This is a genomic window from Ensifer sp. Root127 (assembly GCF_001425225.1).
Lineage (GTDB): Bacteria > Pseudomonadota > Alphaproteobacteria > Rhizobiales > Rhizobiaceae > Ensifer > Ensifer canadensis.
This window is the reverse complement of sequence record NZ_LMDX01000012.1, coordinates 41,008-66,434: the sequence shown is the minus strand read 5'-3', so window position 1 is coordinate 66,434 and position 25,427 is coordinate 41,008. Positions and strand designations below refer to the sequence as shown.

22 protein-coding genes and 1 pseudogene are annotated in these 25,427 nt (G+C 63.1%); 9 read left to right on the top strand and 14 right to left on the bottom strand.

Annotated elements, in window-relative coordinates:
* Positions 1–6: 6 nt before the first annotated feature.
* Together ASD03_RS14825 and ftsZ are read right to left on the bottom strand one after the other, a co-directional pair.
* Positions 7–807 carry a nucleotidyltransferase domain-containing protein gene (locus ASD03_RS14825; protein ID WP_025427521.1) on the bottom strand — a complete coding sequence of 267 codons (801 nt, stop codon included), beginning with the start codon at positions 805–807 and terminating at the stop codon, positions 7–9.
* Positions 808–926: 119 nt separating this feature from the next.
* Positions 927–1,976 (bottom strand): cell division protein FtsZ, encoded by a 1,050-nt coding sequence (ftsZ, locus tag ASD03_RS14820; protein ID WP_025427522.1) that lies wholly within the window; start codon positions 1,974–1,976, stop codon positions 927–929.
* Between the two features lie 419 nt (positions 1,977–2,395).
* On the opposite strand from ftsZ, the gene ASD03_RS41265 reads away from it, so the two are divergent.
* Together ASD03_RS41265 and ASD03_RS14810 are read left to right on the top strand one after the other, a co-directional pair.
* Entirely contained in the window at positions 2,396–2,644 is a 249-nt protein-coding gene (locus ASD03_RS41265) for a transposase (protein WP_309141652.1), read from the top strand.
* 84 nt (positions 2,645–2,728) lie between these two features.
* Complete coding sequence (locus ASD03_RS14810) at positions 2,729–3,577, top strand: IS3 family transposase (protein WP_156407971.1); 849 nt, start codon at positions 2,729–2,731, stop codon at positions 3,575–3,577.
* Positions 3,578–3,800: 223 nt separating this feature from the next.
* Here ASD03_RS14810 and ASD03_RS14805 read toward each other — a convergent pair whose 3' ends face one another.
* Positions 3,801–4,442, bottom strand: a complete 642-nt coding sequence (locus tag ASD03_RS14805) for a glutathione S-transferase family protein (protein ID WP_057214243.1) — start codon at positions 4,440–4,442, stop codon at positions 3,801–3,803.
* Between the two features lie 217 nt (positions 4,443–4,659).
* Between ASD03_RS14805 and ASD03_RS14800 the strand changes: the two genes are divergently transcribed.
* Positions 4,660–4,956, top strand: coding sequence for a hypothetical protein (locus ASD03_RS14800; RefSeq protein ID WP_025427525.1), 297 nt, complete (start codon positions 4,660–4,662; stop codon positions 4,954–4,956).
* A gap of 73 nt (positions 4,957–5,029) precedes the next feature.
* On the opposite strand, the gene ASD03_RS14795 is transcribed toward ASD03_RS14800, so the two are convergent.
* From ASD03_RS14795 to ASD03_RS14785, 3 genes are read right to left on the bottom strand one after another with little or no spacing between them, the layout of a single operon-like run.
* Positions 5,030–6,055: an ABC transporter ATP-binding protein gene (locus ASD03_RS14795; RefSeq protein ID WP_025427526.1), complete on the bottom strand. Its 1,026-nt coding sequence runs from the start codon at positions 6,053–6,055 to the stop codon at positions 5,030–5,032.
* The gene (locus tag ASD03_RS14790) at positions 6,043–7,845 is read right to left on the bottom strand and encodes an iron ABC transporter permease (protein WP_244494641.1); all 1,803 of its coding nucleotides are present in this window, start codon (positions 7,843–7,845) and stop codon (positions 6,043–6,045) included. The genes ASD03_RS14795 and ASD03_RS14790 overlap by 13 nt, the downstream gene beginning before the upstream one ends.
* Positions 7,846–7,853: 8 nt before the next feature.
* A complete protein-coding gene (locus ASD03_RS14785; RefSeq protein ID WP_025427528.1) occupies positions 7,854–8,834 on the bottom strand; it encodes an ABC transporter substrate-binding protein in 981 nt (326 codons plus the stop codon).
* 139 nt (positions 8,835–8,973) lie between these two features.
* Between ASD03_RS14785 and ASD03_RS14780 the strand changes: the two genes are divergently transcribed.
* From ASD03_RS14780 to ASD03_RS14770, 3 genes are all read left to right on the top strand, one after another.
* Positions 8,974–9,231: a hypothetical protein gene (locus ASD03_RS14780; protein WP_025427529.1), complete on the top strand. Its 258-nt coding sequence runs from the start codon at positions 8,974–8,976 to the stop codon at positions 9,229–9,231.
* Positions 9,232–9,542: 311 nt separating this feature from the next.
* The gene (locus ASD03_RS14775) at positions 9,543–10,013 is read left to right on the top strand and encodes a carboxymuconolactone decarboxylase family protein (RefSeq protein ID WP_025427530.1); all 471 of its coding nucleotides are present in this window, start codon (positions 9,543–9,545) and stop codon (positions 10,011–10,013) included.
* Positions 10,013–10,870 carry a sigma-70 family RNA polymerase sigma factor gene (locus tag ASD03_RS14770; RefSeq protein ID WP_025427531.1) on the top strand — a complete coding sequence of 286 codons (858 nt, stop codon included), beginning with the start codon at positions 10,013–10,015 and terminating at the stop codon, positions 10,868–10,870. Before ASD03_RS14775 ends, ASD03_RS14770 begins: the two co-directional genes overlap by 1 nt.
* Positions 10,871–11,087: 217 nt before the next feature.
* On the opposite strand, the gene ASD03_RS14765 is transcribed toward ASD03_RS14770, so the two are convergent.
* Together ASD03_RS14765 and ASD03_RS14760 are read right to left on the bottom strand one after the other, a co-directional pair.
* A complete protein-coding gene (locus tag ASD03_RS14765; protein ID WP_025427532.1) occupies positions 11,088–11,720 on the bottom strand; it encodes a dihydrofolate reductase family protein in 633 nt (210 codons plus the stop codon).
* 366 nt (positions 11,721–12,086) lie between these two features.
* The gene (locus ASD03_RS14760; RefSeq protein ID WP_025427533.1) at positions 12,087–12,785 is read right to left on the bottom strand and encodes a TetR/AcrR family transcriptional regulator C-terminal domain-containing protein; all 699 of its coding nucleotides are present in this window, start codon (positions 12,783–12,785) and stop codon (positions 12,087–12,089) included.
* 199 nt (positions 12,786–12,984) lie between these two features.
* On the opposite strand from ASD03_RS14760, the gene ASD03_RS14755 reads away from it, so the two are divergent.
* Positions 12,985–13,473, top strand: coding sequence for a RidA family protein (locus tag ASD03_RS14755; protein WP_025427534.1), 489 nt, complete (start codon positions 12,985–12,987; stop codon positions 13,471–13,473).
* A 215-nt stretch (positions 13,474–13,688) separates the two neighbouring features.
* Here the strand turns inward: ASD03_RS14755 and ASD03_RS14750 are convergent, their stop codons facing one another.
* Positions 13,689–15,134, bottom strand: coding sequence for a phospholipase D family protein (locus ASD03_RS14750; RefSeq protein WP_158268924.1), 1,446 nt, complete (start codon positions 15,132–15,134; stop codon positions 13,689–13,691).
* Between the two features lie 684 nt (positions 15,135–15,818).
* On the opposite strand from ASD03_RS14750, the gene ASD03_RS14745 reads away from it, so the two are divergent.
* Positions 15,819–16,700 carry a hypothetical protein gene (locus tag ASD03_RS14745; protein WP_025427536.1) on the top strand — a complete coding sequence of 294 codons (882 nt, stop codon included), beginning with the start codon at positions 15,819–15,821 and terminating at the stop codon, positions 16,698–16,700.
* On the opposite strand, the gene ASD03_RS14740 is transcribed toward ASD03_RS14745, so the two are convergent.
* Both ASD03_RS14740 and ASD03_RS14735 read right to left on the bottom strand, forming a co-directional pair.
* Positions 16,697–18,214, bottom strand: a complete 1,518-nt coding sequence (locus ASD03_RS14740) for a M81 family metallopeptidase (protein WP_025427537.1) — start codon at positions 18,212–18,214, stop codon at positions 16,697–16,699. The genes ASD03_RS14745 and ASD03_RS14740 overlap by 4 nt on opposite strands.
* Before the next feature lie 422 nt (positions 18,215–18,636).
* Entirely contained in the window at positions 18,637–19,416 is a 780-nt protein-coding gene (locus ASD03_RS14735) for a transporter substrate-binding domain-containing protein (protein WP_225906315.1), read from the bottom strand.
* A gap of 263 nt (positions 19,417–19,679) precedes the next feature.
* Between ASD03_RS14735 and ASD03_RS14730 the strand changes: the two genes are divergently transcribed.
* Entirely contained in the window at positions 19,680–20,597 is a 918-nt protein-coding gene (locus ASD03_RS14730) for a LysR substrate-binding domain-containing protein (protein WP_057206207.1), read from the top strand.
* Between the two features lie 64 nt (positions 20,598–20,661).
* Here the strand turns inward: ASD03_RS14730 and ASD03_RS14725 are convergent.
* The 3 genes and pseudogenes from ASD03_RS14725 to ASD03_RS14715 all read right to left on the bottom strand — a co-directional run bounded on the left by ASD03_RS14725 (position 20,662) and on the right by ASD03_RS14715 (position 25,167).
* Positions 20,662–21,877 (bottom strand): annotated as a pseudogene (locus ASD03_RS14725) (TCR/Tet family MFS transporter).
* A 646-nt stretch (positions 21,878–22,523) separates the two neighbouring features.
* Complete coding sequence (locus ASD03_RS14720) at positions 22,524–22,997, bottom strand: VOC family protein (protein ID WP_025427541.1); 474 nt, start codon at positions 22,995–22,997, stop codon at positions 22,524–22,526.
* 211 nt (positions 22,998–23,208) lie between these two features.
* Complete coding sequence (locus ASD03_RS14715; protein ID WP_025427542.1) at positions 23,209–25,167, bottom strand: elongation factor G; 1,959 nt, start codon at positions 25,165–25,167, stop codon at positions 23,209–23,211.
* Positions 25,168–25,427 lie beyond the last annotated feature (260 nt).

Sequence of the window (25,427 nt, the reverse complement as noted above, 5' to 3'; positions counted from 1 at the left end):
GATGCTCTAGCCCGAAAGCCCACCCTGCCGCCGTGCAGTCTGCGGCGCATCGCGGCGATCACCGTCAAACAGCGGCCCACCCTGGCGCTCGAGCTCGTCCTGCGCCAGAGTCACCAGCACATCTGGCTGCGCCTCGCCAGCCAACCGGAAAGCGTCGTCGAAGCGCTGCGCCAGCGCGGGGTCAAGACGCTGGAGGAGCCGCGGCAGCCATTTGCCCTTGCCCGACCAGTGGCCGCGCCCGAGCAGCGCCAGGTCGCATAGCGGCTGGTGGAGGGCCGCGGCGATCGCCCGCATTTCCGCCGTCGGCCGCCTATCCCTGAGGTCGTCAAGCAGGTCGGTGATCTGGTAGCGAAGCATGTCCCGCCGCTCCGCCTTGAGCGGACCCGGCCCGCATGAAAGCCTGGCCTTTGCCTCGTTCTGGAGGGCCAGGCCGCGATCGATGTCCCGGCCGACAACTGTTCCGCCTGCGACCATGTCGAGCAGCACGGGATAGCCGCTGGCAAGATCCTGATCGACAAACCAGTTCAGCGTCTCGAAATCGTGGACGAAAGCCTCGACCGGAAATCCGCCGGCGATGAAGCTCTCGCGCCAGGCATTGCTCAAGTGTTCGTGCAGCACCACCAGATCGATATCGGAGGATGGCGTGCCCTCGCCGCGCAGGATCGAGCCGGCAACGATGGCAAACAGCGCGCCTGGATAGCGCTCGTTCAGGATCGTTTCGGCCGTGCGAACCGCCCGCACGCGCTGGGCGGCCGTGGCGTCGTTGTCGGGCAAACCCGCCTGACCGTCTCGTTCCGCGTCCATCATGCCCCTCTCGTCCATACGAAAAATCCCCCCGGGCGGCTGTCATCGCACGGGAGGATTTTCAAAGAAAGGCAGAAGGCTTCGATGCCGCCAGGAACCTGGCAGCGCGTGAGGCCGAGCCGTTACTGCAGCGTGCGGGTCGGCGCCTGGCCGGGCTGGCCGGGCTGGCCGGCGTTCGCCGCAGCACTTGCCGGGTCTGCCGCGTTGCGCTGGCTGTCGAGGCCGGTTGCCACCACCGACACGCGGAAGGTGCCGTCGAGCGTGCGGTCGAAGATCGAGCCGACGACGATGTCGGCCTCGTCATAGACTTCCTCGCGAATGCGGGTGGCCGCTTCGTCGACTTCGAACAACGTCATGTCCATGCCGCCGGAGATCGAGATCAGCACGCCCTTGGCGCCGCGCATCGACACTTCGTCGAGCAGCGGGTTGGCGATCGCCGCTTCCGCCGCCATCAGCGCGCGGCCCTCGCCGGTCGCCTCGCCGGTACCCATCATCGCCCGGCCCATGCCCTTCATGACGGATTTCACGTCGGCGAAGTCGAGGTTGATCAGGCCTTCCTTGACGATCAGGTCGGTGATGCAGCCGACGCCGGAATAGAGCACGCGGTCGGCGATCACGAAGGCATCGGCAAAGGTGGTCTTGGCGTCGGCGATGCGGAAGAGGTTCTGGTTGGGGATGACGATAACGGTGTCGGCCGCTTCGCGCAGGCGCTCGACACCCTCTTCAGCCATCTGCATGCGGCGCTTGCCTTCGAAGCTGAACGGCTTGGTGACGACGCCGACCGTCAGGATGCCGGCCTTGCGGGCTGCCGCCGCGATCACCGGCGCAGCACCGGTGCCGGTGCCGCCGCCCATGCCGGCGGTGACGAAACACATATGCGTGCCGCCGAGGTGATCCATGATCTCGTCGATCGATTCTTCCGCCGCCGCGCGCCCGACTTCCGGCAGCGAACCTGCACCAAGGCCCTCGGTCACATGCGCACCGAGCTGGATCAACCGCGACGCCTTCGACATCGCCAGTGCCTGGGCGTCCGTATTCGCCACGATGAAATCGACCCCCTGGAGCCCTTCGGTGATCATGTTGTTGATGGCATTGCCGCCGCCGCCGCCGACACCGATGACGGTGATCTTCGGGCGCATTTCGGTGATCGTGGGCTTCTTGAAATCGTTCATGGCTTTGTCTCCTAGGGCGAACGCCGCCAAAACAACGGATCGGGGCGAATCGGGCAGCTGTTATTTTAGGAATTGAAAAAAGCCACGGAGAAGGCAAGAGAAAAGGCTGATGCCACTTTCCACACATGATTTGTCATTTGCCGTTCGAGTGGGATTTCAGTCCTTCGCCCAGTTCGTCGTGGCGACCAAATTAATTCTTTTTATCAATGACTTGCTACATTTCCACATAGGCAACCGCCATTTGCCTCGGATCGAGCCGGCGCCACCCTCTTCTTGCTTCAATGGACCGAAACGGCGCGGCGCATCTCTTCCCACTCTATGTCGACAGGGCGGATCGGCCAATACAAGTGCCAATCGGGGGCAAACGTGAACTGCAAATTGGAGTGCGCCCCTGAGGGTGGACAGATAGGCATGATGAATTGACCGGGCTGGCCGGGTTTCCGAAAGTGGAACCCATGGCAAAACATCGCATTCACAGTATGGAATTCAAACGGCAGGTCGCGCAGGAGTTTGTCGCGGGCGAGACCTTGCATGGCCTGTCAAAGCGCCACGACGTGTCGCGCAACTTGATCCGGATTTGGGTGAGCAAGTATGAGCAAGGTGCGTTCGACGACGACGCTCAGGCCGCCGACCTTATTCAGGAATACGGCCCGGATTGCAGCGCTTGAACGCCTCGTTGGCAAACAGGCGCTGGAACTGGAGTTTCTAAAGGGGGCTCTGAAAAACGCACCGCGGCCGAGAAGCGGAGCTACATCCGCCATCACCGGCCCGCTGGTATCTCCGTCACCGAAGGATGCGAGCTGATGGGTATCGCACGCTCGACCTATTATGACCGCCCGGAAATGCCTGTCGACGATACCTCTATCGTCGAGGCGATGTTTGCCATCTGCGATGAATTTGAATTCTACGGCTACCGTCGCGTTGGTGCCGCGCTACGCCAGCAGGGTTTGGTCATCAACCACAAGAAGATCAGACGGTTAATGCGTCAACACGATCTGCATCCGAAGATTCGCCGCAGGTTCGTCGCCACCACCGACAGCAATCATGATGGCCTGATCTTCCCGAACCTGGCGAAGGACATCGTGCCGACCGGCCCCAACCAGCTCTGGGTTTCCGACATCACTTACGTCGCGCTGCCAACCCGCTTCATCTATGTCGCGGTCATCCTCGATGCCTGGTCACGGTTGATCGTCGGTTACGCCGTCAATCGGAGTATCGACGCGCGTCTGACGGTTGCAGCATTAAAGGCAGCGATAGAGCGTCGGCGGCCGCCATCGGGCTGCATACATCATTCCGACCGCGGTTCCCAATACGCAGCTCAGGTCTACAGGGATGCACTGGCTGGCGGTGGTCTCGTCGGCTCAATGGGCCGCAGGGGGAATCCCTATGACAATGCCAAAGCCGAAAGCTTCATGAAGACGCTGAAGGTCGAAGCGGTGTACCCGATGGCCTATGAAACTTTCGAAGAGGTGACCGAACACCTTCCCCACTTCATCGAGGAGGTTTACAACACACGCAGACTTCATTCAGCGCTCGGCTATCTGAGCCCGCAGCAGTTCGAGGATCAACACATCCGGCAGACTGGCAAAACAGCGGCCTGATCACTGTCCACCCTCAGGGGCGCACTCCAAATGGCGGCCAGATTTGCCCCTCACCCCAGCCCTCTCCCCGCGTGCGGGGAGAGGGAGAACCGAGCGTGCGGCCCCCTCCAATTCTCCGCACGTCCAATTCCATCCCTCTTGCGGAATGCGTCTCGGCGGGTGCCGCAAAGTCCCTTCTCCCCGCCAGCGGGGAGAAGGTCCCGGCAGGGGGATGAGGGGCGGATCACCGCGATAACCCCGTCCCTCGACGGGCGGTCCAAGCCTCAAAGCTCGGCCGCGCCCGCACCCTTTCCAGCCAGCGCTGGACATTCCTGAGATCTCCCGGCACCTCCATGCCGAAGACGTCGCCAAGCCAGGCGCAGACGCCGGCGGTGATGTCCGCGATCGAGAACTTGTCGCCGGCAAGGAACGGCCGGCCATCGGCAAGCTCCCGGTCGAGCCAACCCCATTTCCTCGGCACCGCCTGCCGCTCGGTCTCGGCGAAGGCGGGAAACTGCCTCAGGCGGTCCTTGAAGAAAGCATCGGAATGCAGCGCGACATTGCCGATGGTGCCAAAAATCACCAGCTCGGCCCGCCGGTTCCACATTTCCACTTTGGCACCGCTGACGGCGTCGCTGCCGAAAAGCTGCGGTTCGCGGTGCGTCTCCTCGAGATAGCGGCAGATGGCGACGCTCTCGGTGATGACGGTGCCGTCATCCAGTTCCAGCACCGGGATCTGGCCAAGCGAATTGAGCGCGAGGAACTCGGCCCCCCTGTGCTCCGCCTTGGCGAAATCGACGTCCACCATCGGCAATTCGATGCCCTTCTCCGCCATGAAGATACGCACCCGGTACGAATTCGGTCCCATGCCCTGATAAAGTTTCATCGCTTCCTCCCATCGGCTCGCACGGCATGATTGCCGCCCCGTCGTGATGCAGCCACTTGCCATACCAGTTGTTTTTAGCAACCAGTTTTATTTAACTATATAGTTTATTTCGAGCCGCGGTTGCGCAAGCCGACTGCGTCAAAGTCGCCAGGCGCAAAGGTAACCCGACTTGAACACCGCCGGGCTCCGTGGACTGCTGCTGCAACAGGAGCCGCGCATGCAGATCAGAGCCCTGGCCCTTTCGGCTGTCGCGCTTCTCGGCGCCGGCGCTTCCCATGCCGCCCTTGCGCCGAACTATCAGCGCGCCAACGAACTGACCGCGATCATCAGCGCCGTTGCCGCAGCAGTGCCGAAATATCCGATCGACAAGATCATCAGCCAGGGGCGCGACCGCTATACGGTGGTCGCCGGCAAATGCACCGTCATCGCCCACATCGTCGGCCTGCCGGCAGAGCCGGGGCTGGTCGGACCAAGACAGTTCAAGGTGGAGCTCGACAGACCGCGTTGCGATTGATGTTTCTGCCTGCCTGTCGACCCGGCGCAGATGCTGCCGACCGTCGGTCGCGATCGGCGCTTATCCTATGCCCTCAAAGCCGCCAGCTGCTGGCAATCGCGAAGGTCGCTTTCTGTCCAACAGGAATGGCCGTGCCGCCATAGGCCTTCAGTGCCTGCCCGTCCGGCAGCGCCAGCGTCAGCGCAAAGCGTTCGCCCTCGTAGACGCAAGCCTTGACCTCGAGCGCGATGCCGTCGGCGGTGAGCCGCACATGCTCGGGCCGCACCAGCACGTCGCGACGAAGGCCGCTGTCGGTGGAGCCGATCGCCTGGCGGAGCATCGGCCACTCCAGCGCCCTCGGCGCGCCCTCTGGTAGTGGTAGCCTGAGGATCGAGCCGCGGCCGATCAGCCCGCCGACAACACTGCCTTCCGGGCGGGTATAGATTTCCGCCGGCGGCGCCAGTTGCACCAGCCGCCCCTCCGACATCACAGCAACATCGGTCGCCAGCGCCATCGCTTCCGACTGGTCGTGCGTCACATAGACCATCGTTGCGCCGGAGCGCTCATGGAAGATGCGGAAGGTCTCCTCCATCGATTTACGCAGGTGCTGGTCGAGATTGGCGAGCGGCTCGTCGAGCAGCACCACATCGGGCGACGTCACCAGGCAGCGCGCCAGCGCCACCCGCTGCCGCTGTCCGCCGGAAAGGGCCGCAGGTCGGCGCTCGGCATAATCGGTGAGTTTTACCAGCGCCAGCGCCTCGCCGACGCGGCTGCGCCAGGTCTCGCCGGAAATGCCGCGCACCTTCAGGGGATAGCCGACATTTTCCGCCACGGTCATATGCGGCCAGAGCGCATAGGACTGGAACACCATCGCCATGTTGCGCTTTTCCGGCGGCAGCGCCCGCGAGGCATCCGATAGCCGGCGCTCGCCATAGTCGATCGAGCCGTCGGTCGGCTGCTCGAAGCCGGCGATCATGCGCAGCACCGTGGTCTTGCCGCAGCCAGATGGCCCAAGCAGCGCCAGAAACCCGCCTTCGCGCACCGTCAGCGACACGTCGGAGACGGCAGGACGACCGCCGCCGAAATCCTTGGTCAGGTGATTGAGGATCAGTTGCGCCACGGCAGCACGCCTTCCGGTAGATAGTTTGCAAGGGCCTCGAGCGCCGCCATCAGTACCATCACCATGATGACGACCAGCACCGAGAGCGCCGACGCCAGATCGGATGAGCCGCTGTCGTCGAAGTTGAAGATCGCCACCCCCAGCGTCTGCGTACCCGCCGACCACAGCAGGGCTGAAACCGTCAGCTCATTGGCGGCTATCAGAAAGACGAGGATGATCGAAGCGCCCGCCGCCGGCGCCACCAGCGGCAGGATGACGTCGCGCATGCGTCGGAAGAAACCGGCGCCCGACAGCCGCGCCGCCTCCTCCAGCGATGGGTCCATCTGCAGGAAGGCGCTCATAACCGGCTTCAGGCTGACGGCAAGGAACGAGGAGAAATACGCAATCAGGATGATCCAGATGGTGCCGTAGAGCGATACCTTGAGGATCGGCAGCGGCGCTGCAAAGGTGAGGATGAAAGCAACCGCCAAAACAATGCCGGGCAGCGCATAGGGAATCTCGATCAGGATGCCGATCGTGCTTGAAAGCGCACCCTTGCGCCGGTTCATGAGATAGGCGGCCGGCACCGCGACGACGAGCAGCCCGAGCGCCGCCGTGCTCGCCAGGAACAGCGAATTGCCAAAGGCGCTCAGCGTCATCGTCTGGCGAAAGAGAATTTCTTCATAGGCGCGCAGCGAGACGGTCTGAAGGTTGAGCGGCACGCCATAGGCCGGAACCAGCGAGCTGGCGATCAGCGCCGCCAGCGGCGCTACCAACACCAGAAACAGGATCGCCGAAAGCGCCAGTTCGACAGCCACACGAAAGCGCCCGAGCGAAAAGGCGGCGCTGGCGCCGGAAAGGCCGATGATGCGGTAGTCCCTGCCCGCCAGCGCGCGCTGTTGAAGGATCAGCCCGGCGGCCGCGATCACAGCGATCAGGCTGGAGAGCAGCGCGATCTCGCCGAAGGTGCCGGTGCCGAAGCTCGCGAGCCGCGTGTAGATCAGCGTCGGCAGCACCGAAATCCCGGCGGGAATGCCGAGGATCGCCGGAATGCCGAAATTGCCGACGCCGGAGACGAAGGCGATTGCGGCACCGGCGATCAGCCCGGGGGCGGCCAGTGGCGCAACGATATCGAGAAGGACGCGAAACGGCGACGCGCCGGAAAGTCTTGCCGCCTCCACCCCGTCGCGCGGCGACGCAGCCAGCCCCGCCTTCAGCGCCAGGAACACCAGCGGCGCGTGCTGCACCCCGAGAAGCAGAGAGATGCCAAACAGCGAATAGAGCGGCTGCGGGCTGCCGAGCGGCGGTGCGATCCCCAGCGTTTTCAGGAGCGGGCTTGCCGGCCCGGTCATCTCCACCCAGGCAAGGGCCGTCACCTGCGGCGGGATCATCATCGGCAACATGAAGGCAAAACTCAAAAACAGTTTGCCCCTGACATCGGTGAGCGCCACGGCAAAGGCAAAGAGCGCGCCGATCACAAGCGAGATCAGCATGCCGCCTGTCGCCGTCACCAGAGTGTTGCGGATGGCCGCATAGGTCGCAGGCTCGGTCAAGACAGCGATGGAATTGCCATTGATCACTCCCGCAAAGCCGGCTTTGGCGAGGCTGATGAGCGGCAGCGCGCAGAGGAAGAAAAGGCAGGCGAGCACGAAGGGCACCAGCCAGCGCGGCTCGCCGGCGGGCGAAGCACCCGGTCTCGCGCGACCCGACCCTGGCTCGCTTGACCTCACCCGCCCCGGACGCTGCAGCCCCGCAATGGGAAAGCGCAGCCAGCGGTGCCGGCTGCGCATGGTTTCACCCTGTTCGGACATTCAGGCGATCAGTTCGTACCGAAGATGCCGGAGAAGGTCTTGAGGTCGGCGTCGGAATTCTTCACGGCCGAAGCAGCATTGATCGGCAGAACCTTGATCGTCTCGCGCGCCGGATAACCTTCGGGCAGCGCCACGCCGTTGCGTGCCGGGATATAGCCCATCTTCACCGCCGTCTTCTGGCCCTCCACCGAGATCAGGAAGTCGACGAATTTTTTGGCGGCGTCAGGGTTCTTGGCGGTCTTCAGGATGCCGACCGGCTCGGTGACGGCGGAAACGCCCTCGGCCGGGAAGACGAACTCGACCGGCGCGCCCTTGGCCTTCTCGCGGATCGCCATGAAGTCGACGATCATGCCGTAGGCCTTCTCGCCGGTGGCGACCGCCTTCAGCACGCCGCCATTGCCGCCGGCAGCCGTGGCACCGTTTTCGGCCAGCGCCTTGTAATAATCCCAGCCGAGGCCGTCGATGCCGGCAAGCGTCTGGGCGTGGATGAGGGCCGCACCCGAGGTCAGCGGGCTCGGCATCGTCACCAGGCCTTTGGCGTCGGCCTTCGCCAGATCCTGCCAACCCTGAGGCTTCGTCGAGGCCGAGGTGTTGTAGATGATGCCGGTGGTGATCATCTTGGTGGAGTAATAGGCGCCGTCGGCGTCATAGAGCGCCGCGTCGTAGTTGGCCGCTTCCGGCGACTTGTAGGCGAGCAGCTGGCCGGCTTCCTTCAGGCGCTGCATCGTCACGGTGTCGGCGATCAGAAGCACGTCGGCAACCGGGTTGCCGGCCTCGATCTCGGCCATCAGCTTGGCCATCAGCTTCGTCGTGCCTTCGCGCACCCACTCCACCTCGACACTGGGATTGGCCGCCTTGAAGGCGTCGACCGTCGCCTGCGCATCCTCGTTCGGCTGGCTGGTGTAAAGCACCAGGCTCTCGGCAAAGGCGGCGGTGGAAAGCAGCGAAGCGACAAGCGCGCCGGCAACGACGGAAACAAACGATTTCATCGGCATATCCTCGGTTCAAGATGGCGCCGAGCCTTAGAGCCGGTGTTTTACAGGGGTGTGACAGGGCCGCCGGCTGACACACCCTTGACAGCACCGGCAAGCCGCGAAATCGTGCGCCCCAAACGGATGGAGAATTGTGATGGATACTTTGCTGAAAGTGGCCGGCGCTCTGGTCATCCTGGTATCGGCTGGCGCGGCCGTTGCCGTAACCCTGCCGTCCTTCGGCGCACCGGCGGTGATGTGGGCGCTGCAATGGGCGCTTCCGGGCATCGGCATCGGCATCGCCCTTGCCGCCTTCGGCTCGATGCTCGGCCAATTGAAGCGCATTCGCCTTGCCGCCGAGCGCCAGGCCGATCTGTTCCAATCCATTCTGGAACGCCGTCAGCCCGCGAAATAACGGTACCGCTTGCGATCGGCGACGACCCTATCCCGCAGCCATCGGGTGAGACCGTGGGCTCTCGCCGCAGGTCTCTTCGACGTGCGGGAAACACGTCACGCCCATAGACAGGCAAACACGTTTCCAGCTTGGCCGCGGCGAAGATGGCGGCAAGGCTCAAGCGCAACCATCTGCTCACCACCCTTCAAAGGTGCAGCACGCACCCCGCCTGCGGGCCTGCCAGAAAAAATTCGCGAAAAAATCTGCGTCGATGTCACAGGGGCCAATCCTGGCTCGTCATGTAGTCGGAACCAACGAAAGGAAACGGAACCATGACTGCCAAGATCGACCTTTTCGCCGCCGCTCCGCAACTGATGAAGAGCTGGACCAGCGTCTCTATGTCCGTCGCCGCCAGCCTCGAGTCTGATCTCATCGAACTCGTCAAGATCCGCGCATCCCAGATCAACGGCTGCGCCAACTGCATCAACATGCACACCCAGGAAGCGCGCGCCAAGGGCGAGACCGAGCAGCGTATCTACCTGCTGTCGGCCTGGCGCGAAGCCCCCTGCTATTCCGAACGCGAGCGCGCCGCGCTAGGCTGGACCGAGGCGCTCACTCGCCTGTCGGAGGGCCATACCCACGAAAGCGCTCGTCAGGCTCTGCAGAACCATTTCACCGAGGAGGAGCAGGTGAAGCTCACGCTCATGATCAACGTCATCAACGGCTGGAACCGCCTGGCCGTCGGCTTCGGCCTCTGGATCGAGCCGGCAGCGGCAAAGGCAGTCGCCGAGGTCGCCGCCTGATGACGGGCAACGCCCAGCTCGACGCAGCGGCCGGTTTCGACCCGCTGCGTCCGAAACTCATGCGCGTTGCCTATCGCATGCTCGGCTCGGTCGCCGACGCCGAGGACATAGTGCAGGAGGCCTTCATCCGCTGGATGGGGGCCGACCGCTCCGCGGTGCGCGAGCCCGAAGCGTTCCTGCGAAGCACCGTCACCCGGCTCTGTCTCGACCAGCTGAAGTCGGCGCGGCGCCAGCGCGAGACTTATGTCGGCCCCTGGCTTCCCGACCCCGTCGTCGAGGAGGAACCGGAAGAGGACGTCACCCTGCCCCTGATGCTCGCTCTGGAGCGCCTGTCGCCGCTCGAGCGCGCCGCCTTCCTGCTGCACGACGTCTTCGGCCTCAGCTTCGAGGAAGTCGCCGCGACGATCGAGCGCGACCCGGCCGCCTGCCGCCAGCTCGCCGCCCGCGCCCGCACCCATGTCCGCGAGGCGCGGCCCCGCTTCCATGTCGAGCAGGCGCGCGGCGTCGAACTTGCCGAAGCCTTCTTCACCGCCTCGCGCAGCGGCGACCTGAAGACGCTCGGCGCCATGCTCGCCTCCGATGTCAGCATCCACGCCGACGGCGGCGGCAAGCGCCCCGCAGCGATGCGCCCCATCCTCGGCTTCGAGGCGGTTCTCGGCGTGCACGAAAAACTGGCGGTCGCCTTCCGCACGCAGATCTCGACGCTCGTGCGCTCCGGCTTCATCAACGGCCTGCCCGGCTTCGTCACTCGCGAAGCCGACGGCGAACTGCAGTCGACAGCACTAGAGATCGAGGACGGTAAGGTCGTGGCGATCTACATCGTGCGCAATCCCGACAAGCTGGGGCATCTGCACTAAGAGCATTTCCAGGAAAAGCGCGAAGCGGCTTTCCGTCAGGAAATGCTAAAAAACAGAGAGATAGAGCGTTTTCGTCTAAATCGGAAACGTTCTACAGCGCCGCGCGTCTTAGGTCGCTGTAGCACTTTGAATTGCTGCATGTTTTTGTCCTTAAATCGAATAGGATCTAAGGATAAAAACATGCAGTAGGAGTTGTGGATCGCATGCTCGGACGTGGTCACGCCGGCCGATAAATCTGCGCCACCGAGCCCCCCGGAAACGCTGTTGAGCTGATCAGCTTGAGGCGCTTTGGCGGGGCGACGTCAGAGAAGATCGGCAAACCCCTGCCGAGCACCACCGGATGCACCAGCAGGGCGTATTGATCGACCAGACCTTTCGCGATGAGACTGCGCGCGAAGGCGGCGCCGCCGTGGGCGAGGATCGGCTTGCCGTCCCGGGACTTCAACCTGGCGATCTCGTCGGCCAGATCGCCGCTCGCCACATAGGCCTCACTCCAACTGTCCGCGCCGGGCTGCAGCTTCCCCGAATGCGTGCTTCCCGCGTCGGTCCGGGCATCTTCGAGCGCCCTGGTCGCTTCAGCCGCTTTCAGGACCGCCGGCCCTTGTTTTGAGAAGACGGCCTTCGGAATCCGGTTCATCGGCGGCGCGAATACCTGTGTGGAGGTCGGCCAAAATGCCGCCATGTCCTTAAAGGTGCGGCTGCCCATGATGTGTAGGCTGGCGTTCCCCACCGTCTCCACCGACCAGGCAATGGCCTCTTGATCGCCGCTGAACACCCATTCGATTTCGCCCTCGGGCCCGCCGACAAAGCCATCGAGCGACACGGACATCTTCAGGATCAACTCTCTCATTGCTTCTTCCTCACGCTGGTCCGACCCAAGGACGGGCGAGATCAATCGGTTCCGACAATTCGCATTCGCCAAGCCGAAAAAATCTCGACCAACTCCGTGTCGCTTCTTCGGCCTGCGCAGGACGATCGGAATTACCGGTTGAGCGCAACCGGTATGGTTCCTGTTGCCGCGCCTCGGTCACCCACGCCGCCATTGTCCCGTGGCCCGTTAGCGGCTCCCAGGAAGGGCGAAACGATTTCCCGTCAGGAAATGCGTAAAAACAAGGGCTTAAAGCGCAGAAGGCGAATCTGAAAGATCGCGACGTGTATCAATGCATGTCGCGCAAAAGCGTGCAGCGGTGTTGCGGGAAACCGTGTCGTCGCGCGCTCATCGTCTCGGGCCGAGGCCATCGAGCAGGAAGTCGAGGCCTTTCCTGAAAGCACCGTCCCAGTCGTTATCCAATAGCAGACGAGAGCGTTCAATCGTCGGGTAGTGTTCGCTGAGACCTGCAAGGCGCTGCTGCCCGGCGGCCCTGTCCTCGTCCGAGAGGTCGAAGCTCGCCCGAGTGATGGTAGCGCCCATCACATAGTTCCAGAGCGACCATATCGCGACGTTCAAGTCCGCGTCCGAAACACCGGCTCCCGACAGGGTCCTGCTCAGGAGTTCCAGGCGATTGAGCATGTTCGGGCCGAGCGCCCGGCGCGGCAATAGCGATGCCGACCAGGGATGGCGCAGCATGACGGCGCGCCAGTCTTCGAGCATATGAACGACGTCCCCGCGCCAGTCTTGAGCCTCGACCCTATGCGACGGCCCGCGATATTCGAGCACCGCGTCGAGCGCCAGATCAAAGACCTCGTCCTTGTTGCCGACATGCCAATAGAGGCTCATCGCGCCGGCGCCGAGGCGATCGGCCAGCCGACGCATCTTCAATCCGTCGACCCCTTCGGCATCAAGCAGGTCTACCGCGGTCGCCACGATCCGTTCCAGGGAGAGCGGCGCTTCACTGCGTGGCTCCTGCACAGGCTGGAGTGACGCAGCCTTCCGCTGAGGCCGTTTGCTCTGAGTGCCGCTGCGTTTGGCTGCCATCGTTTTTCCTTGCTGATCAGAGCGTCGTTTTAAGCCGACAATCCGCCGAATGTCGATCCTGACCAATTGACGCGTACGTTGTACGATGCAATTTAATCGTACAACGTACGAGTCAATCGCATCGGCAATGCGTTCAAGTTCAATCCTGCAGGCCGTGAGCGTCGGTTGCTCACGGTCCTCTCGGAGCCAAGAGAAAATCATGTCACGCGACAGCAAGCATCTGCTTATCGGAGGGCTAATCATCATGAGCATGGCAGTTCCCACTGCGACGACAGCGAATGAGAATGATCTCAAGCTGACCATCGTCAATCCGCAAAACCTCTACGACCCGACGCCGAACGGCTACAGCACGGCGGTGATCGTGCCCCGTGAAGGCCGGGTTGCCTACATCTCCGGACAGGGCGGCCAGGACAGCACCGGCGCCCTGTCGCCCGACTTTGCCGTCCAGGTCAGGCAGGCCTACGCAAATCTGCGCACCGCCCTCGATGCGCTCGGCGCCAAACCGGATCAGGTCGCCAAACTCACGGTCTTCGTGGTCGATCACGACATGTCCAAGCTCGAGGTCCTGACCAAAAACGTCAAGGAAATGTTCGGCGCGTCCCTGCCGGCGCAGACGCTGATCCCCGTCCCCAAGCTTGCCATCGACCCCATGCTCTTCGAGGTCGAAGCCGTCGTCATGCTGAAATAGCGGCGGCGACGCATGAGGCGCGATTGGCAACTGTGTGAGCGGATACCAATGGGTACTTACGGGGACCGTCGTCGCGCCAACAGGCACGCAACTGCTCTAAGAGGCGCGTCTGCGGAGATTCTTCCATGCTTCAGCGCGCGCTCACGTCGTCGCGCCGTTTACGGCCCAGCAATGCCGGGACGTCAGGCTGCACGCCGGTCGCAAAGCGATCGGCGTCAAACTTGCGAGTCGATCGGCAGGAGTTTCACGAGGTCGGCGATGAGCCGCCGGCGGAATCCCGTTTCGGGCTCGTCGCCGTAGCTGACGATCTCGCCGTCCCGCACCGTCTTCCAGACGATCGCGCCATTAGGATCAAGGAAGACGTGGTAGCTGTTGGCGGGCGCGACGCCGGTCGCCATATAGGCCGTCAGCCTCGAGGCAAGCTCCGAACTCTCGATATACAGGCCGGCTTCCGTGTTGATTACCGCGGATCGCGGGTCGAGGTTGAAACTGCCGATGAACACGGCCTTGTTGTCGAAGACCATGGCCTTGGTGTGCAAGGCCGCCCGCGACCGCCCGGAATGGTGCGACCAGCCTGACCGGAATGCGTCGGTGTCCGCGCGCAGTTCGTAGAGCTCCAGGCCGTTCTCGAGAAGGCGCCTGCGGGTCTTGGCATAGACCGAATGCGCGGCGATCTGGTTGTTCGAAGCGAGCGAGTTGGTCAGCACGCGCACCCGAACATGGCGCTCGTGCAGCGCCTTGACGATCGCCTGCGCCCCGGCGGGCAAGGCGAAATAGGGCGCCTCGACGAGCAGTTCCTCCTTCAACTCGGTGACCCGCCCGCGAATGAAGGCGGTAACGTCGTCGGCCGCCTTGCCGCTGGCGATTGCTTCCGGGTCGTCGGCGATGATCCGCCCTGGCGCCCACACGAGACCGTCGCGCAGCTCGGCGCTCCGGGTCGCCAGCTCGCCGAGATCCTGGTCGATCGGATAGGGGTATTCGGCGGCGGCAATCTCCTGGCGCAAGCGGGTCAGAATGGCGTCGAGATCGGCGGCGCCATAGGTGCGCTTGACGATGGTCGCGATCGGCCTCGTCGAGGCGCTGTTCCAGTATCGGTCGAACACCCCCGACAGATCGTCCACAACGGGCCCGACCGCCAGCACATCCAGATCGCGAAAATTGGCGACGGTGTTCACGCCATAGTAGTCGTCGCCGATATTGCGGCCGCCAACGATCGCCGCCGAATTGTCGGCCACCATCAGCTTGTTGTGCATGCGGCGGTTGACCCGGCGGAAGTCGACAAGGAAGTCTAGCCTGGACCACCTCCGGTTCTTGGTCGGGTTGAACAGACGGATTTCGACGTTGGGGTGGGCGTCGAGGGCAGCTTTGACCTGATCACTGGCCTTGTAATAGGGATCGTCGACCAGGAGCCGCACCCTGACCCCGCGATCGGCCGCCCGCATCACCCGGTCGACGATGATCCGGCCGGTTGTATCGCCGTCCCACACATAATACTGCATGTCGAGATGTTTCTCGGCCAGGTCGGCCAGCGCCAGACGCGTGATGAAGGCATGTCGCGCCTCGCTCAAGAGGCTAAAGCCGGAGAGGCCAGGATGCGCGGCAGCGGCCGGGCTGAAGAACTGGCTCAACCGGGTTAACGCGGTATGCTCGAACCCCGTCATGGCCTTCATCTCTGGTTAGCGGCGGCGGCGCCTAACGCATGTCGCGCAAAAGTGCGCCGCGGTTTTGCGATAACGACATGCGTAAAAGCAAGAACTTAGAGCGCGGCAAGCGAATCCTAGAGATTGCTACGCGCTTTAGCCCTCTTCAAGAAGCTTCATGATCTCCGCCTTCATCGTCGCGTCGTCTTGGGAGGCGAGAATCGATTGATGTAGCCGGTTTTGCGCAGATCGAATTCGACCAATCCACGTCGCCAGAGTTGACCAATCTCGGTATCGACACGTCGGCAGTCGACCCAGTCATCGCTCTGGACGCACCCAATTTGGCGTCAGGGAAAATGCGCCAATGGACAGTGGGCGCGGCATGTTTTCCCCGTCTATATTGGGCTGAAACGATAACACGGTTCAGATGCAATGTCGTCACCGTTCACTGTGGGCGGTGCGAGCGAGGGTGCCGACTGGGGGATGATGGCGATTCGCGGCTGGCGATCGTCGTGCAGCGAAGGTGACGGGATCACGCGGCGAGATCAATGCGCTTGCTGAGCGAGGCCTCGGCGCTGCCCTCCCTTCCAGCCGAACTCAATGACTTTTCCGCTCGATGCAGGAAGGAGGCGAGGCTGAAATTGTCGCAAGCCACCGCTCGCTGTCCGCCCCCTTTTATCAAAATACTAACGCCCTGGTTGCTAAATGGACGAACGCGCTCGCTCTCGTTACCGGTGGGATCTTCTGCCGCAGGAGTGGCCGGTTGCCGAGGTGCCGATAGCCATGTGGCCATTCGAAGATGACGTGTATCCGGAAGGGTATTTGCTGCCTGTGGATGTGACCGGGACACCACTGCGATGGAGGGACTTCGGGCGGCGGCACGGGGTTGCCGTTCTGCATTATGGGCACTACGGGCTGTTCGCCGCCGACAATGTCCGGCTGCCGGATGGTACGCGCGGTCGGGTGCGCCTTGCGCCCCAAGGCCCTCATTGGCGGCGACCGCTCAACGATCATAATCGCGCCTGGTCCAGCGCCGCCGTGGCAATCCCGGTCCACTGGCGTTGGGGCACGCTGACGATAGGCCCCGACGATGTCGTGTTTGAGGACGATCAATCGTTGCCGGAGTACATGTTGCAAGGCCGCAACGAACGCCTCGATTACGATCTCTGCCAAAGTTCCGAGATCCGAAACCTCGCCCTGACAATGGAAGGGTGCAACGCGCTTTACGGCTTGCTCGTTGAACGACATTGGGCGCGTTCTCCCGACGATGAGAGCTGCTCATATACGCGGAAAGGCGCGGCCAGGCTGCTTGCAAAAATTCGCGGCCTCGGCGAGACATTCTATGATTTCACCAGTCCGGGCTGGCTGTGTTACCGGGGCTATGCGGCCGAGCACGAGAGGATAAGCCGTCAGCTCGAACGGCTCGGTTGGCACGATGTTACCGAGAAACCCGCCTCCCTGTCGGCAGACGGAGCTGGTGCGTCTGACGGGATGCCGGAGCTTCTGCGAACAATGGCGCTTTTCGTTGTCGGCACCATGGTCGCCTTTTTCATCCTGCTCGCCATCACAATACTCGCCCCGGTCTAGCGCGCCGCCACAATCTCTGCCTCCCTATCCAGCGGATAGATCGGCCGGCGCACGCGTTTGAATGCCCGTGCCCCGATATTGGCGGTGCTCAGACCATCGGCGTCGACCTCGATGATATCAGACGCGATCGGGCCGAAGGCGGCGCGGAAATGTTGCTGCGACTTGACGACGACGATGTCGTAGCGGGCGGGCTCGATGCCGACGGCGCGAAACAGGTTCTGGTCGAGCAGCTGCTGCCGCTCGCTCGAAATCAGGATGTCGATGCCTGAGACATGGAAGCGCACGCTTGGGCCGAGCGACGCCGGCAGGCCCTGGAACATCGGCCCTTCGAAGATGATCCGGCCATCGGAGATCGCCTGCACCGTGCCCCTCACCCGGATCGGCCCGCCGCCGACCGCAGGGTCGATCTTGCAGCCGAGCGTCACCTCCCGCTCGGCGCCGAGGCCGGCTTCGATCAGTTCGGCCACCACAGCTGGGTCGCACATCGCCCCGAAGGCTGCGTTTTCGACACCCGCCTGCAGCAGGCCTGTGAGCAGGCAGGTGGAATCGCTGTAGGCGCCGCAGCCGGGATTGTCGGAGAAATCGGCGATCACCAGCGGCCCGGGCTCGCGCTTGGCCGCGAAATGTTTCGCGATGGCGCCCGGCAGCGCGGCAAGCGGCAATTGCTGGTCCTGATGCTCGCGCCGCCGCCAGATCTCGTCGCAGAGCCGCTCGGCGTGCGCAATGGCATCGGCGTCGGCAACCCGCGCCTTGTCGTAGCAGATCACGGCAGAAGGTCCGGTGTTGTGGATGTCGGCGTCGTAGAAGCCGGCATTGATGGAGGTCGCAAGGATCCCATTCTCCTCAGCGATGGCATCGGCGATCTCCAGGAGTTCGGTCATGGCGCAGGCATGGGTCGTGCGGCCGTCGTTGCAGCCATTGATCATCGGCGGCTGGCGGATGGCGATGGCGGGCGTGATCTCCCTGCGCATCGCCGCCTCCAGCAGCGCGCCGGCCTTGTGGCCGCACTCGGCCATGTCGACATGCGGATAGGTGCGGAACGACACGGCAATGTCCAGCAGCGCGGCCATGTCAGGCGCGGAATTGGCATGAAGGTCGAAGGTGGCAGCGATGGGCAGATCGGACCCGACGATGCCTCTGACCGTCTCTAACAACTGGATCTGCGCATCGTCGGCCGTTTCGGTGCACATGGCGCCGTGAAAGACGATGAAGACGCCGTCGAGTTTTTCGCCGTTGAGCGCCGCCGTCACATCTTCGACGAAGCGCAGCCGCGTTTCCTCGTCGACCCTTCCGCCGGGCTCCGCCCGCGCCGCCACCGTATAGACCGACTCCCAGCCATAACGATCGCAACAGTCGATGAAGCCGCCGATTTCCGAATTGGTGCCGCGGCAATTGTCCTCGATCGCCGCGCCCTTGAAGTAGTGGCACATCTGAAAATCTTTAAAGCCGGTCTTCAGCTTCGAGAACGTGTTGGTTTCCTGGTTGAACTCGAGAACGGCGACCTTGAAGCTCATCGCATGCACTTTCATGTTGGGACTGGGAGAAAATCGAGGAAACGGGCGCCGGGGAAGCGCGAACACCCCGGCGCCGCGCCCACCGCTTGCCGCGCCCTGCGCTGAGCGCAACGCACAACACGCGAATTCCTTGTGAGAGGCGTGCAACACACCCTGACCCTCTCCCCGCAGGCGGGGAGAGGGAACGAGGCCGCCACGCGCGCATCACCTTGCGCACTCATTCACTGTTGCGAACGTTGCGGGCGCGGCAGCGACGCCGTCACCTTGTCGTGACAGAAGAGAAAGCTGAGAGGGCTGGCGGCTGTTGGGGTTGCGAGCGGGTGCCGCAATGTCCCTTCCTCCCGCATGCGGGGAGAAGGTGGCCGGCAGGCCGGATGAGGGGCTTCGATGAGCCAATAACGATCCTGCTCTAGCCCCTCGCCTCACCGGAAATATTCGGTCGTGCTCTTCGGCCGCGCCATGATGTCGAAGTCGAAATACTGTTTGCGGATCTTCTCGTAGGTGCCGTTCGCCATGATCGCCTCCAGCCCGGAATTGAGCTTGGAAAGCAGCGCCTCGTTGCCCTTGCGCACCGCCATGGCGTTGCCCTGGGCGGTGTCGAGAATGAAGCTGTCGCCGACGAAATCGCAGCAGCCGCTGTCGTCCTTGGCCAGCCAGTCGGTCAGCGCCATCTGCCCTTCGAGGATCAGGTCGAGGCGGCCGTTGGCCATGTCGAGAAACACTTCGCTGAGCGTTGGATAGAGTTTTATCTCGCTGTCGGGAAAGAACTCCTGCAGCGCCTCGACCGCCACCGAGCCGGACTGCGTGCCGATCACCTTGCCCTTCAGCGCCTCCGGTGAAACTTGCGCCAAGCCCAGGTCCTTGCGGGTGATGAAGCGCATGGCGTTGAAGTAGTAGGGCTTGGTGAAGTCGACTTCCTTCTTGCGGTCCTCGTTGATCGCCATCGAGGCGATCATCACGTCGAACTTCTTTGCCTGAAGGGCGGGAATGATGCCGGACCACTCGTTGGTGCTCCACACGCATTCCATCTTGATCTCGGCGCAGACCGCCTGGCCGATATCGTAGTCGAACCCTTTGATCTCGCCGCTCGCCGTCACATAGTTGAAGGGCGCATAATCGCCTTCCGTGCCGATCGCCAGCTTGTCCGCCGCAAGGCTGGTGCCAGCCATCGCACAGGCGAAGAACATCGCTGCCGCACTCATGAACTTCTTTTGCAACTCGTTCCCTTTATTGTTCTTCTCGGCGCCTCCCGGAATATCGCTCGCAAAGCCGCACACCGGGTTACACCCAATGCGGATTTCGCTTGTTATTCCGTAAACTTGCTGCCGATCGTTGTTGCATTTTCGCTTTATTATTCATCGACAATGGGGGATGCGGCAGCGCTTCGCAATGTCAAAGAAATAATCCCAGCCATCCAAAAAATTCATATATACCTGAGCGATTGAACCGCCTTCCGGAGAAACCCATGCGCGATCTGCCGAGCCTGAAATCCCTGCGCGCCTTCGAAGCGGCGGCGCGCAATGGCAGCCTCACGGCGGCGGCAAACGAGCTCTGCATCGGCCAGGGCGCCATCAGCCACCAGATCCGAATTCTCGAAGACAATCTCGGCCTCAGCGTGTTCGTCCGGAAGCAGCACGGCGTCGAACTGACGCCCGAGGGTGCCCTGCTCTTTGCCTCCTGCAACCGCGCCTTCGACGATCTCGAAGGCGTCGTCCAGCATATCCGCCCGCGCAACACCCAGAAGATCCTGCGGGTCAAGGTCGGGCCGTTCTTTTCGATGAAGCTGATTGCGCCACGCATCTCTGAGTTTCTGGCCGAAAATCCCGGCCTGCAGATCCACCTCTCCCACCTCGAAACCAACACGCCCGCCTCCGGCACCGCCGACGTCATCATCGACTATTGCCTGCACCCGCCACCCGCCCGGTTTTCGCAGCGGCTCTTGCGCGAGCGCCTGGTGCCGGTCTGCGGCAAAGCCACTTGGGAGGGGCAGGCCGACAAGCACGATCTTCTCTCGGGCAACCGCCTGCACTATCGCGGCCTTCAGGAATGGCAGAGCTGGATCGCCTCCTCCGGCCTCCGGCTTTCGCCCAGCCGCCAGGACCTGATCTTCGACGACCAGCACATCATCCTCGAGGCGGTCAAGGAAGGACAGGGCGTCGCCCTCGTCGACCGCACTATGGTCGAATATGAGCTCAGAACCGGACAGATCTGCCTGGTGCACGACCACTATTACGAACCGGCAGAGACCTACCAGTTCGTCTGCCAGGAAGAGCTGTTCCGTACCAAACCGGTGACCAAGAGCTTTCTCGGCTGGCTGCTGCAGGAAATCGACGAGCGCCAACGCCGCTATGCCGAGATTGCCCCGGCCGGCTCCGCTGGCTAAGGCGCGGAGTGGCCGTGACGGGGCAACCGTACCGCTCCGCGACCACTATGCAGCCGACGCGATCTCACCCTCGGGATGACGACGTCGCTGGGCCGGCGTCAGGCAGCGAATGCCCATACCGCAGACCGAGAACCAGGGGCACGGCGATCGCATAGATGACGACGACCGTAAGCCAGATTGCACCGGGCCATTGCTCCCGGACGACGAAATAGAAGCTTGAGAACGCCAGCGGCGCCACGATCGAGGCGAGGCTGACGGCCGACGTCAGCACGCCCTGGAACTGGCCCTGCTGGTCCTCGTCGACCTGCCGGGTCGCCAGGGATTGCAGCGCCGGCGTGCCAATGCCGCCAAGCGCGAAAACCGCCATGATCGCGAAGATCATCCAACCCTCTGTCGCAAACGCCATGACAACAAGCGCAAGACAAACGCCAGCGATGCCCGTCAGGATGGTGGCGCGCTCGCCGAGCAGTTTCACGACCGGACCGGGAAGGAAGGCCTGGGCAAGGGCCTGGCAGACGCCAAAGGCGCCGAGTGAAAGGCCGATCCAGAGCCCGTTCCATTGAAAGGTGTCGCTGCCCCAGAGCGCCCAGCAGGTGCCATAAGCGTCGCCGGTGGCGCTGAAGATGAAGAAGGTGAGGATGACGGGAAAGCAGGCTCTTCACAGAAAACACCCAGCGCAGCGGCCGAAGCGGGTTCAGCGCTGCAAGATCGATCTTCTCCCGGCTCGGCGCGCGCGACTCCGGCAGGATGAAGAACGCCAGCAGCAGATTGAAGCCGTTCAGCACGGCCGCCGCGATGAATGGCAGCCGCAGCCAAGTGTCGCCCAAAACGCCGCCAAGCACTGGGCCGATGATGAAGCCGATACCGAACATGGCGTTGAACAGGCCGAAGCGCCGGGCGCGCTTATCCTCCGGCGAGATGTCGGTGATGTAGGCTGATGCCACCGACATGTTGGCGCTCGTCAGGCCGGCGATCGCGCGGCCGATGAAGAGCATCCAGAGATTGGGTGCAAAAGCCAGGAACAGGTAGTTGATGGCGGCACCGCCAAGCGAAATCAAGAGCACCGGCCGACGGCCCAGCCGATCGCTGAGCGCGCCGAGCACCGGCGCAAAGATGAACTGCATCACCGCGTAAAGTGCGGTCATGATGCCGATATAGGGGGCGACGTTGTCGGCGTGGGTCACCTCCTTGAGCAGCGAGGGCAGGATTGGAAAGATGAGGCCGATGCCGATGGCATCGAGGACAATGGCAGTAAAGATGACGATGAGGGGTCTGGTCATGACAGGTTCCGATGGACGCAAGCATGCGGACGCCGCCAGGCGCCATGAGCTCACGATAAGGCCCGACAGAGGTCAGGCGTTTGATGTTCTGGGAACCGCTGGCCGATCCATACGTCAGGCGTACGGATGGCGTGTGCTTGACCGCCTGGACGTGAATTCGTCCACCTGTTTACTCCGCCACTGAGCGGATCAAGGGAAGCAGTCGCTTTTCGCGATGGGCGATATTTACGCCAGACGATTGCGCGCGGCAAGCCCCCTGCTGCTGGCGCGTGGTGGCTGGCAGCTTCTTGCCAGGCGTCGGTTTGGACCTGGCCCTGCCAAAACGGCGGCACCAATGCGTCCGTCCTAGTCCTGCCTTCTTTTGGAAAGAACGCGCCTCCGGCCCGACAGCGGAGGACTTGCGCGCCATGGCCACGACCCGGCATCCTCGGCTGCCGTGGCTGAAAGCCAGATTGTAGGCCGTTGTGTTGAGGTAGCCGGCTGCGTCTACGCAGAGCCGCCATTTGCCGCGGCTGGTGAGGCCGCAGGCGCCTGTTGCGCTCGCGCGGTCCTCTGAAGGTGGATGGAAGGACAGAGCAACCATCTGACCAGCTCGCGCCGCCCGGCGCGCTTCACGCCAGGCGCGTCGCCCGCGAAAGGGATGGTCTCAGCCGCGGCGCGCCGCTTCGATCGCCGCCACGTCAATCTTCCTCATGGTCATCATCGCGTCGAATGCACGCTTGGCCTCAGCACCGCCTATGGCGAGCGCATCGGTCAGCACGCGCGGCGTGATCTGCCAGGACAGGCCCCATTTGTCCTTGCACCAGCCGCATTCGCTTTCCTTGCCACCGTTGCCGACGATGGCGTTCCAGTAGCGGTCGGTTTCTTCCTGACTGTCGGTTGCGATCTGAAAGGAGAAGGCTTCGCTGTGTTTGAACGTGGAGCCACCGTTCAGGCCGATACAGGCAACACCCGCAACCGTGAATTCAACGACCAGCACATCTCCCTGTTTTCCATCCGGATAATCTCCAGGCGCACGGATCACAGCGCCTACTGCGCTGTCGGGAAAGGTCGCGGCATAAAAGCGGGCCGCCTCCTCCGCGTCCTTGTCGTACCATAGGCAGATCGTATTCTTGGCCATTGTGTCGTCCTCTCACTGTTCGTTGCCCAATCCGGCCTGAACGACTTGAAGTAGGAGGAAAACCGCCTGTCTCCAGCCCGGACACCCAATTTGATGGGAAAAATGAGACAAGCCGGCCAGTTTGCCGAACCGTTTGCCTGGCGCGGCCCGGAGCCTCGCCGCATGGGCCGCCGAGGACTATGCCGGAGCGAAAGCCTGGTCCGTGCGCGACCTACCCAGCCTGCGCCGTCCCATGAGAATGGATCACCGCCTCGGCCTCCTTGCCGTAGAGCTCCTCGAAATGGTCGAAGTTCTTGGAGAAGTAGCCGATCCCTTGCGTTGCCGAACGCAACGCCCGCGCCAGCTCGTCGAGCGCCGAGCCCGGCACCAGGGCGCGAAAAACGTCCCAGCCCTTGGCCGCCTCGTCGCGGTCGAAGCCGAGCACCTGGCCCTTGAAGGTCGAGACAACCGGCACCAGGCTGCCGGAATAGATCGACGGGATGTGGATCTCGACGCGCACCACCGGCTGCATCAGCACGGCGGAGGCCTGCGACAGCGCCTGGCGCACGCCCATCTTGGCAGCAGCCCGGAAGGCGAATTCGGAGCTGTCGACCTGATGGTGCTGGCCATCCGTCAGCGTCACGCCGACATCGATCACCTGAAAGCCGAGCGGCCCCTTCTCCATCGCCTCGCGTGCGCCCGCCTCGATCGCCGGGATGAAGTTGCGTGGCACCGCGCCGCCCTTCACCGTCTCGTTGAAGCTGAAGCCGCCGCCGCGCTGGTTGGGGTGAACACTGAGCTTGACGTCGGCAAACTGCCCCGCCCCGCCCGTCTGCTTGCGGTGGCGGTAGTGCACGTCTGAGGGTTTGAGCACCGTCTCGCGATAGGTCGGGCTCGGCGGCCTATCGGTGACGCCGACATGGAAGACATCGGCCAGCGTCTTGCAGAGATCGCGCAGATGCACCGGCCCCTGCACGCAGATCAGCTGCGCGCCTGTGCCCTCCTCCTGCATCACCTTGAGGCTGCGATCGGTCTCCGCCAGCTTCGCAAGCGTACCGGAAAGCTTGGTCTCGTCGCGCTCGCTGTCGGGCACCAGGATGCGCTCCAGCATCGGCGTCGGCGGCACCGTCCAGTCAGGCGCCTCGGATGCGGCAGTGCCGGTCAGAAGCGCCGGCACCGGCAGGTGGTCGGATTTGACGGCGGCAAAGATCGTGCCAGGCTCCGGTGTCCCTGTGGCAAGCGGTTTTCCGGTCGCCGGGTCCTGCACCGAGCCGACACCGCCGCCGCCGAGTGCCGCACCCTGTTTGATGCCGTTTGAAAGCGCGCGGACAAGCACGGTCTTGCCGACATTCTGGCGGTGATAGGCATGAAAGCTGACGGCAGCGAGGTTCGCTTCGGGAACCTTGCTCGCCTCGCCGAGCCTTTTTCGCAGCGTGTCGACCGGCGGCGCCTCGTGCCTCAGCGCCTTCATCAGCCGCAGGATGCCGTTGCTGTGGCTCGCCGCGCCGACGAGAACAGGGATGATCCGGTTTTCCCTGAGCAGCCGCGAGGAGATGGCATAGATCGTGTCGCTGCCGGGCTCGCGATCCTCGATCAGCTCTTCGAGCAGCCAGTCGTCGAATTCCGAGAGATGTTCGAGCAATTCGGTGCGCGCTTCCTTCTCGCGCTCCAGCGTCGTATCCGGGATCTCGATCAGCGCCGAGGTCTGGCCCTCGCGATAGCGCCAGGCCCGCTCGGAGATCAGGTCGCAGCTGCCGACGATCCTGTCGCCTTCGCGGATCGGCACCTGCCGCAGGATCAGCATGTGGCTGGAATAGTCCTGCAGCGCGGCGATGACATCCCGCAACCGGCCGCGCGGCTCGTCCATGCGGTTGACGAAGATGATGCAGGGCGTGCCCGATGCTTCGATCACCTTGAGATAGGGCGCTGCCAGCACCGCCTCCTCCGGCGCCGGCGAGACGCAGAGCACGCAGGCGTCGCTCGCCAGAAGCGCGTGCTGCGCGTGCGCGAGCGCCTCGGTGCCGCCGGGCGCATCGAGCGCGCACCAGGCTTCCTTGCCGATCTCGAATTCGGTGATGTTCAATCCATAAGGTGACGTGGCCTTTCTGGAGCTTTCCCCCAGCGCAGCCAGTTTTTCCACCAGCGTGGATTTTCCGGTCTGCGAAGGCCCAACTACCGTGAAGCAGCGCATCGGCGATCCTCCCCTGTTGCGGAGCGCCGTGCGTTTCGACGCCCTGCCTTCTATTAAGTCTAGCGCATCTTTTGGGCTTTCAATGGCCTTGGGCAAAAACGGAACACGAACCGTGCTTCAAAGCACGCCACTTGGCGTTCGCAACACTCCAAAAACTGATTGCATAAGTGCATCAGTTTTGCCATAAGTTCCCCAGTAAAATCCGACCCATCAGCGTTGCGCCGGGTTACCGGACGCAACGCCCGCCTGAACCGTCAGCA

Bases quoted from the DNA above. Each gene is read 5' to 3' on its own strand.
- ASD03_RS14825 (WP_025427521.1), bottom strand. From the start codon at position 807: ATGATGGACGCGGAACGAGACGGTCAGGCGGGTTTGCCCGACAACGAC.
- ftsZ (WP_025427522.1), bottom strand. From the start codon at position 1,976: ATGAACGATTTCAAGAAGCCCACGATCACCGAAATGCGCCCGAAGATC.
- ASD03_RS14805 (WP_057214243.1), bottom strand. From the start codon at position 4,442: ATGAAACTTTATCAGGGCATGGGACCGAATTCGTACCGGGTGCGTATC.
- ASD03_RS14800 (WP_025427525.1), top strand. From the start codon at position 4,660: ATGCAGATCAGAGCCCTGGCCCTTTCGGCTGTCGCGCTTCTCGGCGCC.
- ASD03_RS14790 (WP_244494641.1), bottom strand. From the start codon at position 7,845: ATGTCCGAACAGGGTGAAACCATGCGCAGCCGGCACCGCTGGCTGCGC.
- ASD03_RS14785 (WP_025427528.1), bottom strand. From the start codon at position 8,834: ATGAAATCGTTTGTTTCCGTCGTTGCCGGCGCGCTTGTCGCTTCGCTG.
- ASD03_RS14780 (WP_025427529.1), top strand. From the start codon at position 8,974: ATGGATACTTTGCTGAAAGTGGCCGGCGCTCTGGTCATCCTGGTATCG.
- ASD03_RS14775 (WP_025427530.1), top strand. From the start codon at position 9,543: ATGACTGCCAAGATCGACCTTTTCGCCGCCGCTCCGCAACTGATGAAG.
- ASD03_RS14770 (WP_025427531.1), top strand. From the start codon at position 10,013: ATGACGGGCAACGCCCAGCTCGACGCAGCGGCCGGTTTCGACCCGCTG.
- ASD03_RS14765 (WP_025427532.1), bottom strand. From the start codon at position 11,720: ATGAGAGAGTTGATCCTGAAGATGTCCGTGTCGCTCGATGGCTTTGTC.
- ASD03_RS14760 (WP_025427533.1), bottom strand. From the start codon at position 12,785: ATGGCAGCCAAACGCAGCGGCACTCAGAGCAAACGGCCTCAGCGGAAG.
- ASD03_RS14755 (WP_025427534.1), top strand. From the start codon at position 12,985: ATGTCACGCGACAGCAAGCATCTGCTTATCGGAGGGCTAATCATCATG.
- ASD03_RS14750 (WP_158268924.1), bottom strand. From the start codon at position 15,134: ATGACGGGGTTCGAGCATACCGCGTTAACCCGGTTGAGCCAGTTCTTC.
- ASD03_RS14745 (WP_025427536.1), top strand. From the start codon at position 15,819: ATGGACGAACGCGCTCGCTCTCGTTACCGGTGGGATCTTCTGCCGCAG.
- ASD03_RS14740 (WP_025427537.1), bottom strand. From the start codon at position 18,214: ATGAGCTTCAAGGTCGCCGTTCTCGAGTTCAACCAGGAAACCAACACG.
- ASD03_RS14735 (WP_225906315.1), bottom strand. From the start codon at position 19,416: ATGAGTGCGGCAGCGATGTTCTTCGCCTGTGCGATGGCTGGCACCAGC.
- ASD03_RS14730 (WP_057206207.1), top strand. From the start codon at position 19,680: ATGCGCGATCTGCCGAGCCTGAAATCCCTGCGCGCCTTCGAAGCGGCG.
- ASD03_RS14720 (WP_025427541.1), bottom strand. From the start codon at position 22,997: ATGGCCAAGAATACGATCTGCCTATGGTACGACAAGGACGCGGAGGAG.
- ASD03_RS14715 (WP_025427542.1), bottom strand. From the start codon at position 25,167: ATGCGCTGCTTCACGGTAGTTGGGCCTTCGCAGACCGGAAAATCCACG.